Annotated in this window: 16 protein-coding genes and 1 tRNA gene; 1 reads left to right on the top strand and 16 read right to left on the bottom strand. The window is 50.5% G+C overall.

The window, feature by feature from the left end; translation table 11 throughout:
* Positions 1-251 precede the first annotated feature (251 nt).
* From M0R33_RS17685 to M0R33_RS17665, 5 genes are all read right to left on the bottom strand, one after another.
* On the bottom strand, positions 252-1,124 hold the full coding sequence (locus tag M0R33_RS17685; RefSeq protein ID WP_292572284.1) for an ADP-polyphosphate phosphotransferase: 873 nt from the start codon (positions 1,122-1,124) through the stop codon (positions 252-254).
* A gap of 57 nt (positions 1,125-1,181) precedes the next feature.
* Positions 1,182-1,589, bottom strand: a complete 408-nt coding sequence (locus M0R33_RS17680) for a hypothetical protein (protein ID WP_292572282.1) — start codon at positions 1,587-1,589, stop codon at positions 1,182-1,184.
* Between the two features lie 14 nt (positions 1,590-1,603).
* On the bottom strand, positions 1,604-1,648 hold the full coding sequence (locus M0R33_RS17675) for a hypothetical protein (RefSeq protein ID WP_292572289.1): 45 nt from the start codon (positions 1,646-1,648) through the stop codon (positions 1,604-1,606).
* Between the two features lie 938 nt (positions 1,649-2,586).
* Positions 2,587-2,663, bottom strand: a tRNA-Met gene (locus M0R33_RS17670).
* An 89-nt stretch (positions 2,664-2,752) separates the two neighbouring features.
* Complete coding sequence (locus tag M0R33_RS17665; protein WP_292572280.1) at positions 2,753-3,925, bottom strand: phosphoglycerate kinase; 1,173 nt, start codon at positions 3,923-3,925, stop codon at positions 2,753-2,755.
* 441 nt (positions 3,926-4,366) lie between these two features.
* On the opposite strand from M0R33_RS17665, the gene M0R33_RS17660 reads away from it, so the two are divergent.
* Positions 4,367-5,689 carry an HD-GYP domain-containing protein gene (locus M0R33_RS17660; protein ID WP_292572279.1) on the top strand — a complete coding sequence of 441 codons (1,323 nt, stop codon included), beginning with the start codon at positions 4,367-4,369 and terminating at the stop codon, positions 5,687-5,689.
* A gap of 48 nt (positions 5,690-5,737) precedes the next feature.
* Here M0R33_RS17660 and M0R33_RS17655 read toward each other — a convergent pair whose 3' ends face one another.
* The 11 genes from M0R33_RS17655 to M0R33_RS17605 form a co-directional block, all read right to left on the bottom strand.
* The gene (locus tag M0R33_RS17655; RefSeq protein ID WP_292572277.1) at positions 5,738-7,630 is read right to left on the bottom strand and encodes an ATP-binding cassette domain-containing protein; all 1,893 of its coding nucleotides are present in this window, start codon (positions 7,628-7,630) and stop codon (positions 5,738-5,740) included.
* Positions 7,621-8,850, bottom strand: a complete 1,230-nt coding sequence (locus M0R33_RS17650; protein WP_292572275.1) for a molybdopterin-binding protein — start codon at positions 8,848-8,850, stop codon at positions 7,621-7,623. Before M0R33_RS17650 ends, M0R33_RS17655 begins: the two co-directional genes overlap by 10 nt.
* Positions 8,847-9,761, bottom strand: a complete 915-nt coding sequence (locus tag M0R33_RS17645; RefSeq protein WP_292572273.1) for an AEC family transporter — start codon at positions 9,759-9,761, stop codon at positions 8,847-8,849. Before M0R33_RS17645 ends, M0R33_RS17650 begins: the two co-directional genes overlap by 4 nt.
* Before the next feature lie 110 nt (positions 9,762-9,871).
* Entirely contained in the window at positions 9,872-10,222 is a 351-nt protein-coding gene (locus tag M0R33_RS17640; RefSeq protein WP_292572271.1) for a hypothetical protein, read from the bottom strand.
* A 10-nt stretch (positions 10,223-10,232) separates the two neighbouring features.
* Entirely contained in the window at positions 10,233-10,706 is a 474-nt protein-coding gene (locus tag M0R33_RS17635; RefSeq protein ID WP_292572269.1) for a hypothetical protein, read from the bottom strand.
* 51 nt (positions 10,707-10,757) lie between these two features.
* Entirely contained in the window at positions 10,758-11,618 is an 861-nt protein-coding gene (locus M0R33_RS17630) for a GGDEF domain-containing protein (RefSeq protein ID WP_292572266.1), read from the bottom strand.
* A gap of 34 nt (positions 11,619-11,652) precedes the next feature.
* A complete protein-coding gene (gene mprF, locus M0R33_RS17625) occupies positions 11,653-14,235 on the bottom strand; it encodes a bifunctional lysylphosphatidylglycerol flippase/synthetase MprF (protein WP_292572264.1) in 2,583 nt (860 codons plus the stop codon).
* A 116-nt stretch (positions 14,236-14,351) separates the two neighbouring features.
* A complete protein-coding gene (locus M0R33_RS17620; RefSeq protein WP_292572262.1) occupies positions 14,352-14,564 on the bottom strand; it encodes a hypothetical protein in 213 nt (70 codons plus the stop codon).
* Positions 14,565-14,727: 163 nt separating this feature from the next.
* Entirely contained in the window at positions 14,728-15,219 is a 492-nt protein-coding gene (locus tag M0R33_RS17615) for a hypothetical protein (RefSeq protein ID WP_292572260.1), read from the bottom strand.
* On the bottom strand, positions 15,183-15,656 hold the full coding sequence (locus M0R33_RS17610; protein WP_292572258.1) for a sulfite exporter TauE/SafE family protein: 474 nt from the start codon (positions 15,654-15,656) through the stop codon (positions 15,183-15,185). The genes M0R33_RS17615 and M0R33_RS17610 overlap by 37 nt, the downstream gene beginning before the upstream one ends.
* Positions 15,657-15,674: 18 nt before the next feature.
* Positions 15,675-17,027: an AcvB/VirJ family lysyl-phosphatidylglycerol hydrolase gene (locus M0R33_RS17605; RefSeq protein WP_292572256.1), complete on the bottom strand. Its 1,353-nt coding sequence runs from the start codon at positions 17,025-17,027 to the stop codon at positions 15,675-15,677.
* Positions 17,028-17,030: the final 3 nt, after the last annotated feature.

Genomic DNA, 17,030 nt, shown 5'->3' with positions numbered 1-17,030 from the left:
CCATGACTCGACGCCGTTTCGCGATGCCTTGCAGTTTTTCTAGTCGAAAAACCGCCCGGCGCTACGGCTTCCAGGGACTACTCAACCTTCACTCGCTACCGCATCGTTTCCAAGGTTTCGCAGCGCTAGTGCAGGCTTTAGCTTGCCCAGGGCAACTTGTTTGCAAGCTAAAGTGCGCATTCCGCCCTTTAGACTTTGGGCAAAATTGGGACGTTAATGTCGGCCAAGTCGTTAGAACCACAACCACTTTCTCAAGCTTGCTGCTCAAGTTGTTTGCGGATAGCCAACAATTCCCGCTGGCGTTTTAAAGAGGTTTCCGGATAGTTCATATTGAGCGCCTTGAAGGTATCGAGAATAATCTGGGAAATAATCAGCCGGGTGTTCTTCTTGTCGTCGGCAGGCACCACATACCAGGGCGCGTTTTTGGTACTGGTTGCGCTCAGACAGGTCTCATAGGCTTGCATGTACTGCTTCCAGAAGCTTCTTTCCTCAATGTCGGCAACGCTGAATTTCCAGTTTTTTTCGGGCTCGTCGATACGATCCAGAAAACGCTTACGCTGTTCTTCCTCGGAAAGGTGAAGGAAAAACTTGATGATACGCGTGCCGTTGCGATAAAGATGGTTCTCCAGGTCTACGATAGAATGATATCGCTGCCGCCAAATGGATTTATTCAGCAATTCATCCGGCAAACCTTGGCTGCGCAGGATTTCCGGATGCACGCGAGCGATCAGCACCTCTTCATAATAGGAGCGGTTAAAGATACCGATTCGGCCGCGTTCCGGCAAACACTGGGAGGTGCGCCACAAAAAGTCGTGATCCAATTCGGTCGCGCTCGGGTGTTTAAAGCTGAACACCTGGCAACCTTGTGGATTGACCCCGGACATGACATGCCGAATGGCGCCGTCTTTTCCGGCGGCATCCATAGCCTGAAAAATCAGCAGCACAGCATAACGATTGGAAGCGTAGTGTAGACGTTGCAGCGAGCTCAGTTCCTGCACATGTGCTTCGAGAATTTTGTGATACTTCTTCTTAGATTTATAAACAGCTTCCACCAGCGTCGGCCACTTGTCGAGTTTGACCTTTTCGCCTTCCGGCACCTGGAAATCTTTGACAGTTATTTTCATCTTGATACCTCCAATTGAACGGCCGCTGAGCGATGTGCTGCATTTTTTGTCCGCGAATTAAGAACATTCAGTACATGGGCTCGGTTCCGCTATTTTAAGCGCGGCGGCTTTTATGATTTGCCACAGCATCGTCATTTCGCGCGCCGAGGCTTTTTTGCCTTTGCCAGCGCTTTGTAGCCCGAAATCACATTGAACAGCTTCCTTGTCCATGCCGTTCTGCCGCAAACGGTGGAAGGCGCCGAGTGTCGAAAGGCGTGCTGATTGCGCTTTCCTCCCTGTAGCCACGCGCGCGCATGTTGCAGCGGTTGGTGAATCGGCGGTAAACAGCGCGTCGAAATTCGGGGCGCTTAAACCGTGTGGATGTCCGCTCTGGGCTTGCAGCTTCATCAGGTCGACGACATTGACCTCCCGAATTTTCAAAGCCGTCGGTTGCGCGGACCATGATCCATGACCGACAACAGACAATTCGCATCCGGCGGCTAAACCCGCACAAGCTCGGCTTTTTTGTTGATGACATGGTCGATGAAACCGAAATCTTGATGGGTAAAACCGTTTCAATAACGGATAATCGACCAGATAAATCCGGCCAACCCACGGATAGGCGGCGTCGCGCCGGTAAGCATCTATCGTGCAGAGCTGTTCAAGAGCAAGTGTGCGATTCCAGTTTGCACCGGTAGTTAGGCGCTTAACCCTAACTTGACAGTATTGCATTAGAATGTCTCAGCCAATTTGAGACCGCTGACACCTGCTTTTGGGTTATTTATTGAGGTGCCGGTTACGCATTTTATGTGCAGTAGAGCTGCGGGGGGGAGTTGCACTACGCAACCGGCCCCAATAAAGGTATTCTAAAACGAACAGCGGGTCTGTTCATTAGTGCACATAAAAACAATATGCGTCTCGAAACGGATGTAATTTACAAAAGGAGCCGACTGATCTTAGCAGTCGGCAGTTCGACCGGTAACTGAAAAAAAACCGACTAGTTGAGTGACTGGAGATCAAACCCAGCCGGTTTTTAGTAAGCGCGTCCGTGCTTCAAAGTGTCACACATGCGAGCGACCTAAGCAGCAACACTCGCAGCAGGATAAAAGCAATTTCCGGGCCTATTTTAAGATGGCGATATATCTGCGTTCTGATCTTATCTGCAATATGTTTTGGTTGATATTTCAACCAATGACACAGTGAATGGTTTATTAAAACCGCCTGTCGTTGAGAATTTGGTCGACTGGGTTGGTCTATTGCCGCTTGTTGCTGCGCTTGATATTTGGTAAAGAAGGATTTAAAGCGGCGGTGAGAATAACCGAAAGCCACTTACGCCAGAGGATTTGCGGATTTCTTTGCGTAAAAAGTGTATCACGCTAGTAGACGTTGATATTCGTTCCCGTAATGTGCCTACAAAGCGATTACATGAAACCTACAGGCAAAAAAAAAGGACTTACGATTTCTCATAAGTCCTTAATTTGTCTGGTAGCGGGGGCAGGATTTGAACCTACGACCTTCGGGTTATGAGCCCGACGAGCTACCAAGCTGCTCCACCCCGCGATTGATTTAGCTATTATACATTTTAAATTTATTATGTCAAATCATTAGTTTAATCATTTTGCCAGACACGCTATAAAGCCGGCGAGGCTCTAGGCCCGAGCCATCAATACCGATACTGCCGGCAATTCTTTGCCTTCCAAAAACTCCAGGAAAGCGCCACCACCCGTTGAGGTGTAGGAGACTTTGTCGGCAATGCCGTATTTGTCGATGGCAGCCAAGGTATCACCACCGCCAGCAATCGAAAACGCTGGGCTTTCGGCAATCGCCATGGCTACAGCTTTGGTACCTTCACCAAACTGGTCTATTTCAAATACACCGACAGGACCATTCCACACAATAGTACCGGCTTTGGCGAGGATTTCCGCATATTGTTTAGCGGTTTCAGGGCCAATATCCAAAATCAGATCGTCTTCAGCCACATCCGCCACATTTTTGATTGTCGCTTCCGCGGTTTCGGAGAATTCTTTAGCGCAAACGACATCAACGGGTACCGGAATCTCTGCTCCGCGCAGTTTGGCGGCAGCCATCAAGCGTTTTGCCTCATCAATCAAATCCGCTTCGTATAAGGATTTCCCCACCCCATAACCGGCCGCGGCAATAAAGGTGTTGGCAATACCGCCACCCACAATCAATTGATCCACTTTGGTGGACAAGGATTCTAAAACGGTCAGTTTGGTCGACACTTTTGAACCGCCCACAATAGCGACCAACGGTTTTTGCGGAGTTTTCAATGCCTTGCCCAATGCATCCAATTCGGCGGCCAATAACGGACCGGCGCACGCCACGGCCGCATGTTCGGCGACGGCATGCGTTGAAGCTTCCGCACGATGAGCTGTACCAAACGCATCCATCACGAAAATATCGCAGAGCGCCGCCATCTTTTTACCGAGCTCGGGGCTGTTTTTCTTTTCACCTTTGTTGAAGCGGACGTTTTCGCACAACACTACCTCGCCACGCTTTACATCCACGCCATCCAGCCAATCCTTTACCAATCGCACAGGCTGACCCAGCAACTTGGAGAAACGCTCGGCCACCGGTTGCAAACTGGAGGCTTCATCGTACTCGCCTTCTGTTGGACGTCCCAAATGCGACATCAAAATGACAGCCGCACCGCCCGCCAGCGCTGCCTCAACAGTGGGGACGCTAGCCTGAATGCGTAAGTCACTGGTAACCTTGCCGTCTTTCACAGGTACATTTAAATCTTGCCGGATCAATACGCGCTTACCAGCCAAGTCAAGATCCACCATTTTTTTAATAGACATATACACTCCTCATTGATAAATAAACCGGGACATTATAAGGCGTAATCTTTCCGCAAACCTCATTTAAGAAAGCATTCGCCGGCACTGCCGAACGGCCTTGACCATTAATTTCTACCTTGCCGATGATCGGTGATATTATTTTATTCAATTCAAACGGTTCAGGGCTGAGCAGAGCGAGATACTTTTGCCAGCCAGACCCTAAACGTAATCCATTAAAAATAAGCCCGCCATTACACGGCTAGTGATATTTACCCTTAAAAAGCGTGATGCATATGCCGGATTGATACACAAAATCGATCATGCCAAATAGCTTACCTAGATCATATATGTTAGCCTTATCCAACTCGGATACACCTTGTCGCACGTAAGAATTTTCAACACTTTTTAGCCAAAAAATCAATAAATGGTAGACTTTCAATCAGGAATTTCTTACATTTTAATATGTTATTAAAATATCTCTGGCCTTTCCGGAAAAAGAAAGTAAAACGCATCAACGATATCGTCAAATACAGCGTACCGGAACGCGTCTATACACCGGTAAATCAATTGGCGATAGGCATGTATGTTATTGAGCTGGATCGCCCCTGGCTGGACAGCCCATTTCTATTCCAAGGCTTTGAAATTAAAAATGAAAACGAGATTATGCAGCTAAAAGACTGCTGCAATTTCGTTTACATAGACACCACTAGAGATCGCAAACGCCGCCCGCACAAATTAGATAAAACCGAACCACCGATAATCGACACCAATATCGACTTCGGCCCTCCGCCCCCGAAACTCAGCCGCTTCGACAAGGAAATCGACAACGCGGAAATTGTTCACAAACGCGTCGACGAACTGGTATCCGACATAATGGAACATATTGCCCGAGGAGAAGGCGTAGACACCAAGACCGCCAAGGCCGCTGTAGCCGAGTGCGTGAATAGCATTTTGCATTCGCCGGACGCGTTTTTATGGCTCAATCAACTTAAAAACAAAGACGAATATACAGCCCAACATAGCTTGAACGTTTGCGTGTTATCCATTGTGCTGGGCAGACATATCAATTTTTCGATAGAAAATCTGAATAATGTCGGCCTATGCGGCATGATGCACGACATGGGCAAAATGCTGGTGCCGCTACACATCCTCAACAAGCCCGGCAAATTGGAACCGGATGAGATGGTCATCATGCGTTCGCATGCCTCGTTAGGCTATGAACTGCTTAAATCCAGCCAGGACATGTATCGTGGCGCGATAGACTCTGCACATTCGCATCATGAAACGCTGGACGGAAAAGGCTATCCCAACAAACTCAACCATAAACAACTCCCGCTGTTCACCCGCGTTGTGACGATAGCCGATATGTATGACGCCATTACCAGCGACAGGGTGTACCAAAAAGGCAGAACCCACCTTGAGGCTACCGCCATTATGTCGGACCTGTGCGGCACTCAACTTGATGGAAACTTGGTGGTCAAATTCATCGAAGCACTGGGCGTATATCCGCCGGGTTGCGTCGTAGCGATGACGAACGGCTCCATCGCCATCGTGGTTGAAGTCAACGAACTGGTGAGGCTGCGTCCAAAAATCATCATCCTGCTGGATCAGGGCTTGCAGCCCGTGCCGGAAAAAATCATTAATCTGGCTGACATGGAACTGGACGAGCAAGGCAATCTATTGACTATTAGAGGCATCATCAAAGCCCAGGATTACCATATCGACATCGCCAAGTATTACCAACAAGGTGTCCTGCAAAAAGGTTTTGCGCACAGCAAAAGCTAACGCTCCACCTTTGCCCAATTACACCCGACTCTACCCGGCCATGCCCGCTCAGCCCTGCATAGCATCCAATTCATCCCACCGCGCATACGCTTGCGTCAGTTCCGCTTCCGTCGTTTTCAGTTGTTCCAATGTAGCCGCCACGACCTCGGGACTTTGTTTGTATAACTCCCCGCTCGCTATTTTCGCGGTCAACTCAGCCTGCAGGCTTTCCAGTTGCTCAATGCGTTCCGGCAATTGCTCCAATTCACGCTGATCCTTGAAACCGAGTTTCTTGACTGTAGCCGTTTTCGGTTTGTCTTTTTTAACGGCCTGTTCGGCGGCTTTGACGGCGTCGGCCTCGGACTTTTTATTGCGCTCGGATAAGGCAAACCAATCGGCATAACCGCCGATATATTCGCCGACTCTACCCTCGCCCTCGAACACCAAGACACTGGTGACGACGTTATCCAGAAACTCCCGGTCATGGCTGACCAACAATAAGGTACCTTGATACTCGACCAGCTTTTCCTCCAGGATTTCCAGGGTTTCCAAATCCAGGTCGTTGGTCGGTTCGTCCATCACGATTAAATTGGCTGGCTTGGTAAATAAACGCGCCAGCAACAGGCGGTTTTTCTCACCGCCGGACAAACTTCTGACCGGCGAACGGGCCCGGGCGGGCGCGAATAAAAAATCGGCCAGATAACTCATCACATGGCGTTTGCCGCCGGGCAAATCGATAAACTCGCCGCCGTCCAGCACACTATCGGCCACTGAAATATCGGGGTCGAGTTGTTCCCGTAACTGATCGAAATAAGCAATCTGTAAGTTAGTACCTAATTCGATGCTGCCGGACGTGGGTTCCAACTGTCCCAACAGTAATTTCAACAGCGTGGATTTGCCGGCGCCGTTGTTGCCGAGCAAACCGATTTTGTCGCCGCGTTCGATGCGAATCGAAAAATCCCGGATGATAGTTTTGTCGCCGTAGTCGAAGATGACATCGATGGCTTCCACCACCTTTCTGCCGGAGGTCTCGCCCTTGTTCAGGCTTAATTTAGTGGTGCCCTGGGTATTACGGCGCTCGGCACGTTCTGAGCGCAATTTTTTCAAGGCCCTGACCCGGCCTTCGTTGCGGGTGCGTCTGGCCTTGATGCCTTGCCTGATCCAGACTTCTTCCTTGGCCAGTTTCTTGTCGAATTCAGCGTTTTGATTGGCTTCGTCATCCAGCGCGGCAGCCTTGCGTACCAAGTAATCCTGATAATTGCCGGCCCAGGAAGTCAGCTGACCTCTATCCAGATCGATGATACGAGTGGCCAGTTTTTGCAGAAAGGCCCGGTCGTGGGTGACGAACAGCACCGCGCCCTGGAAGCTCAACAACTGTTCCTCCAGCCAGGCGATGCTTTCGAAATCCAGATGATTGGTCGGTTCGTCCAACAGCAATACTTCAGGATCGATCACCAAGGCTCGCGCCAGCGCCACCCGACGCTTCCAGCCGCCTGACAAACTGCCGACCTTGACGTCGGCCGGCAATTGCAGCTTGCTCAAAATTGCTTCCACCCGGGTTTGAAATTCCCAGCCATTGCCGGCTTCCAGTTTGTGCTGAACATCGCCCAAGGCTTGCAATGACTGGTCGCTGCCGTCCATGTGGGTCAGCAATTCGTGATAACGGGCGATTAAGCGACCCAATTCGCCCAAGCCGCCGGCCACGGCTTCGTATAGGGTGTCATCCAGATTCAGATTGGGCTGTTGCTCCAACCAGGCCAGCCGTAGTTCGGGCTGCCGCCAGATTTCGCCGTGATCGGCATGGATATCGCCGGCGATGATCTTCATGAGCGTGGACTTGCCCTCGCCGTTGCGGCCCAGCAGACCGACCCGTTCGCCGGCGTCGAGTTGAAAAGCGGCGTTGTCGAGCAGCGCGTGAGTACCGAAAGCAATGGCAACGTTGGTTAAGCGGATTAAAGGCATTTGTTTTGTAAAGTGCGTCTGAGTAGGTCCAGGCTTAATAAAGCGGCCTGATTTTGTTTGGTTTGGGCGGCGCCGCTTAAGGTCTGTTGACGATGAAATACACCGGCGCCGGTTTGTAGGCAATTATAAAGGGTTATAGGCATATCCTTTTGCTGATAATCGTCCCGCGAACCCTGAAAAAGCTGAATCAAGGCAAAATCGACGCCTTGCAACCGCATTAAACGACTTGCCAAACATTCAGCCGTTTTGGCCAAGTCTTCATCGCTATCCGGTTCGATAGCTAATTGCCGACTTGCGTCGGTAACATTTTTGGCGATCAGGGCCGTTTCCAGCCAACCCCGTCCCTGGCATTTGGCCGCCAACGCGCCGCCGCTGGCGGTTTCCAATACCGCCAACCGGTGATTTTTTATCGTCATGCCGCGATCGATCACCGTCAGCAAGTCGCCGCCTTGCCCATCTTCCAAACCATCGATGGCAAACACGTAATCGCCGATTAAGCCTGCCGCCTGTTGCACGCAGTCCCTTAGCGCGCTTTGCGAAAAACCGGCCGGAAACAACAGCTTGGTCTGAACTTCGTTCTTCGCGGCTCGAAAGCCCAGTTGTACGCCTTCCGGCAATGCCAGGCTTGCCAGACATTGCTGAATCGCCGACTCGCCGATGCCGATGCTGCGCAAAGTCGCCAGACGATCGGGCTGCAAGCTAAATCGAGCCAATAATTGTTCACGCACCGTAACGAACATGGTCTGCATTTCCGACGGTACACCCGGCAAAAACACGAACCAGCAACGCTGAATCCGCATTGAAAATCCGGGGGCGGTACCGGCCGGATTATCGATGCATAGCGCTTGTTCCGGGAAATAGGCCTGTTTGCGATTTATGTCCGGCATCGGCCGCTGCCGCTGAGCGAAATAGGCTTCAATCCGCCGTAGAGCGACGTCATCCAATTGCAAAGCCTGACCGGTGGCGATACTGACTGCTTCCGCCGTCAAGTCGTCGCAGGTCGGCCCCAAGCCGCCCGTGCAAATACAGCAGTCGGCGCGGGCGGCAATCTCCTTGATCAAACTCACCAAGTCCTCCAGCCTGTCGCCTACCGCCGTATGGCGCTTAACCGTAAAACCCAGTTCGTTTAAATGCCGCGAGAGCCAGGCAGCATTGCTGTCCACGATTTGACCGCTAACCACCTCTTCGCCCTGAGAAAAAATTTCCGCAATCGCTTTCATAACACGCTAAACCAAAAAGGCAAACTCAATAGACTCAGGGCTGTAGTCATCGTCACGGCCGTTGCATACAAGGAACTATCCAAGCCGTAGCGGTCGCATAACACCACGCCCAATACCATGCTGGGCATGGCCAGATCCAGCACTGCGGCAGCTTTAAACTGCTCGCGTAATTGCACCACATCGGCGATATGCATGGCCGCCCAAGGTAATAGCAGCAACTTCAGCGCGATGATCGGCAAAATATAAGGCAAATTCTTGAAGCGAATGGCCTGCCAACTTAAAGCCAGACCTAAGGAAAAAATCATCAGCGGCGCCACTGCCGCCGAAAGCTTTTGCAGTAAACCCGCCAGCCAAAACGGTGCGTCGATATGATTCAAATTTAAAATCACCGCCAAGGCCGCCGCCCAAAATGGCGGAGCATTGAAAAAACCTAGTGCCGATTTAGGTTTATCATTCGGATTGGCTCCGTAATAACCGGCCAGGGCTATGCCGGTAGTGAACACCATCGGTGCGGCGGCAAACAAATCCAGCTGAATCACCACCGAACGCGCCCAAGGCCCAAAGGTTTGTTCCAACACCGGCAAGCCCAGGTAGGTGACATTAGGATAAGCCGCCGCCAGAATCACCGCGCCGGCCTGCGGATTTTTAAATTTGAACAGCTTGGTAACCAACCAGCCGCATACAATCCCCAAGGCGATGGTGGAACAGCCCAGGGCACTATATTTGAGCGATTGCCAGCCGATATCGGCTTTCCATAACACCTCCAGCACCATGGCCGGCAAAAGGAAGTAATAAACCACGCTGGTCAGCGCCAAGCGGGTTTGATCCGCCGATAAGCCCCGTAATGGAAACAATCGCCAACCGGCTCCGCACAACATCAGCACGGTCATTTGAATCAGGGTGGTGTTCATGCGGCGGTTTGATCTATTTGCATGCGACAATTATACGTGCTGCGCGGAGTGCCATAGGTAATGAATTAACTAATCCGCCGAGTTACGGAAATACACATCCCCCGGCAGGATTAGCGACTATTTGGCGACAGGATCAAAAGCAGCATTAAAAACAGCAACAATACCGGCCAAAAATAAGGCGCAACGATCAAAATTCCCAGCAGGGCAAATCCCAGTACGCCAATAAACATCAGCATCCCCACCCCCAACATCGCCAGCGCACTGAGTATGCCGATGAACAGCATCACCAGCAGCAGCGCCGGAATGGCAGCCAGCCGGAACAATGGCTCGGCCACCGGCCGACCGTTGATCATCAGATTAAATTGACCTACATCGGGATGAAACAGATAAACCAGTGCCGCCAGTACACCACCTAGCAGTAGGATTTTCACCAGCAGATGCGAGTTGTTATGCCCGGACATCGGATGCCTCCTACGGTTTGGATTGATCTTCAATTAAGCCGTCTTCATAGAGCCGGAATTTTATCGGCTTACCCGCCATATCACCCACCACATCAAAGAAATGAATATCCACCGATTCGGCTTCGGTGACTTTAATCCCTGGGTAGCGTTTTTCTATCTGCTGCATCTGTGGGTAAGTCAAGCTGAAATACGGCACTTCCCTCGCCAGCTTCATCAACTTGCCGTTGGCTGCGATGACTAGATCCAGTTTGGTAACCGATTTATCGTTCTCGGTTTTGTCGGCTTCCAGCTCAAAGCGGATTAAGTTGTTGTCATTAACTTGCGATATTTTGCTGATACTTGTTTTGTCAATAATACCCAGCGTGGTACTTTTAACGGCCGCGGGCAAGGCATCAAACGATACCTCAACCACCTCGGCGGCTTTGGCATGCGTGCCAAGCAAACAAACCAGTAAGGTAGTGAATAAGGATATTTTATTGGACATGGCTTTCTCCGTTGGAATTAAAATGATCAGAGCCCGATTACCTAAGCAGTATCAAGCAACAACATAGTGAATGGCATTTTTGGTGGTTTTTTTAACGGCGTACATCGCGGCATCCGCCAAAGCAACCAACTCGTCGATGCTGGCGGGCTTGTCCGCCAGATAAGCCACGACGCCAACACTGAACGTGACTCTGGATTCAAAGTGGCTAATCGCCCGCAATAGGCTTGCCTGCATACGCCGCATAATGGTTTTGGCTTCTTCCTGTGAAGTTTGCGCAAGCAAAATGGCAAACTCATCGCCACCTAAGCGACCTAAAATATCACCTTCTCGTAAATTGGCTTTGATAGTGGCCGCTATTTCCACCAGCAATTGATCACCTTTTTGATGACCGTGTTTGTCGTTCACCTCTTTAAAGTTATCCAGATCGATGAAAACCAGACAAAGCGGAGATTTGGAACGAAAAGACCGGGCCAATTCAGCGGTGCTGAATTCATAAAAAAAAGCCCCTCTTGAAGCCGCTGTTAAAGTGTCTTGGCTAGCTAACCGATCTAAATCGTTTACTAATTGCCTTAATTTCACCCCCAGAAAGGCAAATGCCAGATAAACAAGGATTCTGGACAGAAAACCGAGCATGATCGGCAACAGTGAGAATGTACCAAACAATTGGGATATGACGGGGATTACGGCAATCGCCGACAACACAGCAAAAAAATAGGCCCAGAAATTCCGCAGAAAAAACGCGGACAGGATAATCGGCAGCAAAAAAAAAGCCGTGAACGGCGCCAGCGGCCCGGTAATGTAATCACCCCAGGCGATCAAAAATTCCAGGCAAAAAACCAAGCCAAGCACAGTCTTGGAATCGAACTTGTCAAGCCATTTTATGATTTTATACACTGTAGATTCAATTTGCATGGCAGATGCCCAGGGCATTAGGGCTTTAAAAAAACTATTTGCTGAAAACACCCTGCCAGCCGCCTGAAATCAGCCGCGTGATGCTCATCAGGATAAACGGCACGGACAAACCCGCCGGAGCAGCCAGATAACGCGGCTGCCACTGCGGGGCGAACTTGGCCTTGTAGTCATACAAACCTTCAAAGTTGTAAAACCGATCGCCCATCTCAAAAATAGCGGCGCCGACCTTATGCCAGATAGGCGACAAGGGCCGCCGCTCCAGGCCTGCCAACGGTGCCATGCCTAGCGAAAACCACTGGTAGCTTTCAGCCTTTCCCCATAACATTAGTTCGGCAAACAAAAAGTCCATGATACCTTTGGGGCTATCGGGGTCGTAACGCATCAAATCCATGGACAATTCCTGTCGACCCGCGGTTTGCCAAAGATTGGCAAAGGCCTTGATCCGGCCTGCCGGGTCTTTTACCACGGCAATCCCGGTGCGTAATAAATAGTCTTCATTAAAAAAACCCAGCGAGAAGCCTTTTTCCCGGGTATTTTTCTGCATAACCCAGGCAGCCGAAATCTGTCGCAACGTCGGCATAGCCTGCTTCACAGCGGTTCCTGAGAGTATTTCAAATTCATAGCCCAGTTTGCCAAACTTATTAATTGCGCCGCGTTGAGTCTCCCGTAACTTGCCCTGCAAACTAAATTGGCTTAAATCCACTCGCGCTTCTTCGCCGAGTTTAAAAAAAGATAAACCCAAATCCAGATAAAGCGGCAAACACTGTGGGCTGACCTGATAAAATACGATTTTCGCCCCAAATTGGTCGGCCTGCTCCTGAAACCGGTACAACAAATTTTCCATGGCCGCAGCATCGCCGACCGGGTCGCCCATGGCAATCCAGAATTGCGGTGTCGTGGCAAACATCACGAAAGCGGTATGCTCGGGATTCCAGAACAAACATTTATCGCCCAGCAAGGCCAAAAAACCTTGGGTATGCTCTGCGTGGCTCAATAAGCATTGAGCCTGATCCAGTTCGGTTGCCGAAGGCTTGACGAAGGGATACGGTGCGGCAATACTTAGCACCCGCCACAAACCGTAACAGACTATCACGATTGCCAACAGCAACCAGGCTCGCAAAAATCTTGGCGCGCTGCCGTCATAGGAAAATTGCCACCACAGTTCGTTGGCATATTCGAGATTACGATGCGCAAAATAACCCAACCACAAACACCCGCCCAACACCATCATAGTAGTGGCTAGCCAGGATTTGGAAAACGCCATCCGCAACAACGACGAATGCCGTTGAAAATGAGCGCGGGTCGGTAATAGCAATAGCATAATACTTAATAACAATAAGGCCGCGCGCCACTCGAGCCCTTTAAATAGCGAGGCAAAAATCCCCAGTCCGATTAACAACATGCTACCCTGCCAAGCCACATCGATTTTGAGGTGAATGCCTCGGGCCAAAAACAGCAACAGCAAGCCTATCAAACTACCGGCCATATGCGATATTTCGATCACCGGCAAGGGCAAAAAATCACTTAACCAGCTCAGTGCATCGGCATTAGCCGGAATAGCCCCGGAAACCAATAACATACCGCCAGCCAATAGCAACAACAACGAATAAAGTTGCGGCACGATGGCGGATAGCATCCGCCCCGCCACCGCACTGCCTTCAATCAGCAAATGCCGACGGCTATAAACTTCATAACTCAGCAAGCCACTGCCGGCCAGCAGCAAAGGCACGAAATAATAAATCAGCCGATACAATAATAAGGCGCCGATCAAGATCAAATGCTGATCGCTGGCCTCGATATCCGACATCAACCACAAAAATGCACTTTCAAACACCCCGATACCGCCTGGCACCTGGCTGAACACGCCGATCACCTGAGCTACCACAAACACCACTAAGAAAGCGCCAAAATCGATATCGATTTGCCCCTTCAACAACAGCCACAGGACTAACGACGACAACACCACATCGACACTGGACACCAGCGTCTGCCAGACCGTCATGCTCGGGGTTGGCAAATACACTTCAAAACCTTTGATCAATAACGGTTTTCGCCATAAAAATACCGCCGCCCAGTAACCGATCAAAGCGGCGCCGCACAGCAGACTGACCCAATGAATGGCAGGCGGATCTTGTTCGGCGCGAGTCAGGTAATAAGGTAGCAACACGCTGCCGACCAAGCCCAGAGTGAGTGCGCCCAGCAAATAAGTAACGGCCTGGAAAAACGAGATTTTTAAAATATCCCAGCCCGGTACGCCCCACTTGGCATAAAACCGGTAACGAATCGATCCACCGGCCGCCCAGGCGTGTCCGGTGTTATTACTGATGGCATAACTCAACAGGGCCGCGGCGATCATTTTGGGCAAGGGAATATTGCCATGCCCGGTAAACCGCAGTGCCAGCCAGTCGTAACCGGCCAACACCAGATAATTCAGCAGCATTAACAACACGGCGGCGCTAATGACATCCAGCCGGGTATTCTGCAGCGAAGCCAGAATTTCGCTCAAATCGTACTGTTTCAGTTGCTGATGCACCATATAAAGCGCGCAGGCAAACAACAGCATCGGCAGGAACTGCGCAATTTTCTGAATGTGACGACTCAGGGACTCTTGGGTCATGTTGAATGTTTCAGCTCAGGTCGGTTTCGTTTGCGCCGGCCATCTCGACAGCTGCTTTAGCCGGATAGCCAGACAAGCACAGCATCATGACCGAAATGGCAATGACAACACCGATATCATGTTCCATATAGGTCGCCAAAACCAGACAAAGCCTCGGAAAAATATCCGACAAACGGAACATCCAAACCGGTCACCCCGGGTAAGAAAATGCCGAGCGCCGGCAATAATGACACTATCCAGCCGGCAAAAATATATACATCGTGCCGCGTGGGCCTGATGACTTCGAACCCACCGACTTTTAATCTACTTAAACGGTAATTTAATGTCACAACGGCATTCCTTTTTGAGTGCGTTTCAGGGCTGATAATCAAACCTGGGCAGTATCTTGTTAGCGCAGGAAATTGAATTTGACCTTGTTTATCAAACGGTCTTTTTCATCACAGTAATAAGCTTCGTAAGATTGTGAAGTCAGCGTATACACCTTTTCGATTATCACCTTGGTATAAAGCGCCTGTTGCGCATGCACAAATGCCTGTTCATCGGCCGATAACGCGAAAAAGGCACCACTTTTTCAAACTCCAAACCTTCGGCGTATTTAAATTCCAGGGAATAGATCAATGCATCCCATGACCAGGAGGCATCCAAGCCCTTAGCCAATTGCTGTACCCTAATATCAGGATGATGGACTATTTTGATCTGCACAACCGCGCTGTTGAACATCAAAACCCCGGCTACAACCATCGCCCCATAACCGAAGCGGACAAATAAGGTTTTGGAAAGTTTGGGCAGCAGCGCTTTCATCGCTCGGGACGACAGTAACACCGCCAAAGCCACGATAAGATCTATCTGTAACGACTGCATCGTCAACAAGCCCAAGTGGACGTATATATTTGACAAGTGTAATAAGGCTTCATTGGCGGCCCGCGTAGCCACGATTTCCTGATTGCTCAAACCAAAACGAAAATAAAATCGATTAAACAGCACCCCACCGCACCGGTTAAGCCGGAAATAAACCCGGCTAAAAAGCCCTTCAGCCTTAACAGCCGGGCAGGCAAAAAGCACTGGCCGGCGGTTGATTTTGACCCGCCTATCAACTGGGTGAGATTGGCAACCAAAAACACACTCATGCATAACTCAAGATAAACCGGGTCCAGGTAACTCAACAACCAGGTGCCGATAAAAACGCCCAATAATGCCGTGGACAGAAACAATTTAAAAATATCCCAGCGGATAGCCTGATAAAACAGCCAGAATCTGCAAAATGCGCTGCCGGCCGTGCCTATGGTCAATGCGGTTGGCACTAGCGTAACCGGCAAGACAAAACCCAGGGTCGGGATGAGTACTAAACCCGCCCCGCCGCCACAGACGGCACTGATGGACAAAGCCACGCACGAAGCGATAAACAAAATAAGCAGCAACATAATGTCTAGTCGAGGTGATCAATCAATGCCGTGCCGCCGGTATACGTTCAAAATCTCTCCCGTCAATTTAGGATAGTTTTGATCGAAATGATGACCGCCGGATAATTCCAAAACAGTAGCTTCGCTATTTTGCAATGTCGTACAGGCGCTTTCGGCTTTTTCGTCCACGCCATAGACACACAACACTTTTTGTCGGGGTATTTTCGACAGTTCCGGCGATATGGCCAGTTCGCCGCCTTTTTCCCCTAACCAGCCCGACACGTGGATTTCAAAATCGGCATGCTCGGCCAGTGCCAGCAACACCAGCAACTTCACGCTGTCCTGATTCTCAACCGGCAAACGGTTATAAATAGCGGGCAAAATATCGGCACCAAATGAATAACCGGCCAACACAAACGATTTGACGCCCCACTGCTTGCGGTAAAAAGCCATGGTGGCGGACAAATCGACGGCAGCCTGCTCCGGGGTTTTGTGTTGCCAGAAATAGCGTAATACATCCACGCCAACCACGGGATAATTCTGCGCGGCCATGTCCTCCGCTACCGTTCTATCCAGATCGCGCCAGCCGCCGTCGCCGGAATAAAACAGCGTCGCGGTCTGTTGGGCTTGACTGCTCGGCACCTCCACCACAGGCAACGGCGGAACCGCTTTATCGTTATGGCCGCTAGCCGTATTTAATTCATCCAGCAACAGTTCATCCAGCGGCGTGCCATATGGCGCTATACGGGTGTCGATATTGGCCAAATTACGTATGAACACGCCGGTTTTATCGTCCGGCTGATCGCTCCAAACCGTAAGCCAACTGCCTTCGATTTCCGGAGCCGACACTAGAATTTGGTCTTGCCCCTGCTGTTGACTGAGCAGGGGCGGACATAGATTCAAATCAACGGGTAGTTTGACGGAAAAACCTATTGAAAGGTTACTGACATTGTCATCGGTGGCGGATAACGCATTGAGAAACGGGATTAAACCAGCTTCGCCGATACCCGCCACCCACAGCCGTTGCGACGAAGACAATGACAACTGCTTTGTTAATGCCTGCAAAGCGTTACCGATAAGGTCACCGCTCAGGCACAGCTCAGTCTCATCGGTATAGTGCGCCAGAAAGTCCCGACTATCGATAATGGCGGCCGTCAACCCCAATTCGGCCAGTCGTTGCCTCAATTGTTTAAAGTTGAATTTTTGTGGGTCGGCAAATACCACTGTCAGGCCACGAGAACCCCATAACGGCGCTGCCGTAACCACTTTGCCCAAGGTATCGCTGTCGAGTTGGCCATGCATAATGGGCCGCTTGAGCGGCAAAAACACCGCCAATCCCGCAATCAGCAGACCGATAATCAGTAGAGAACGCCCGGTAATTTTCAACGCCACGCG

It is taken from the genome of Methylomonas sp. (assembly GCF_023228165.1).
Taxonomy (GTDB): Bacteria; Pseudomonadota; Gammaproteobacteria; order Methylococcales; family Methylomonadaceae; genus Methylomonas.
Note: the sequence above shows the minus strand (reverse complement) of the source record. Positions and strands in the feature narration are given on the sequence as shown.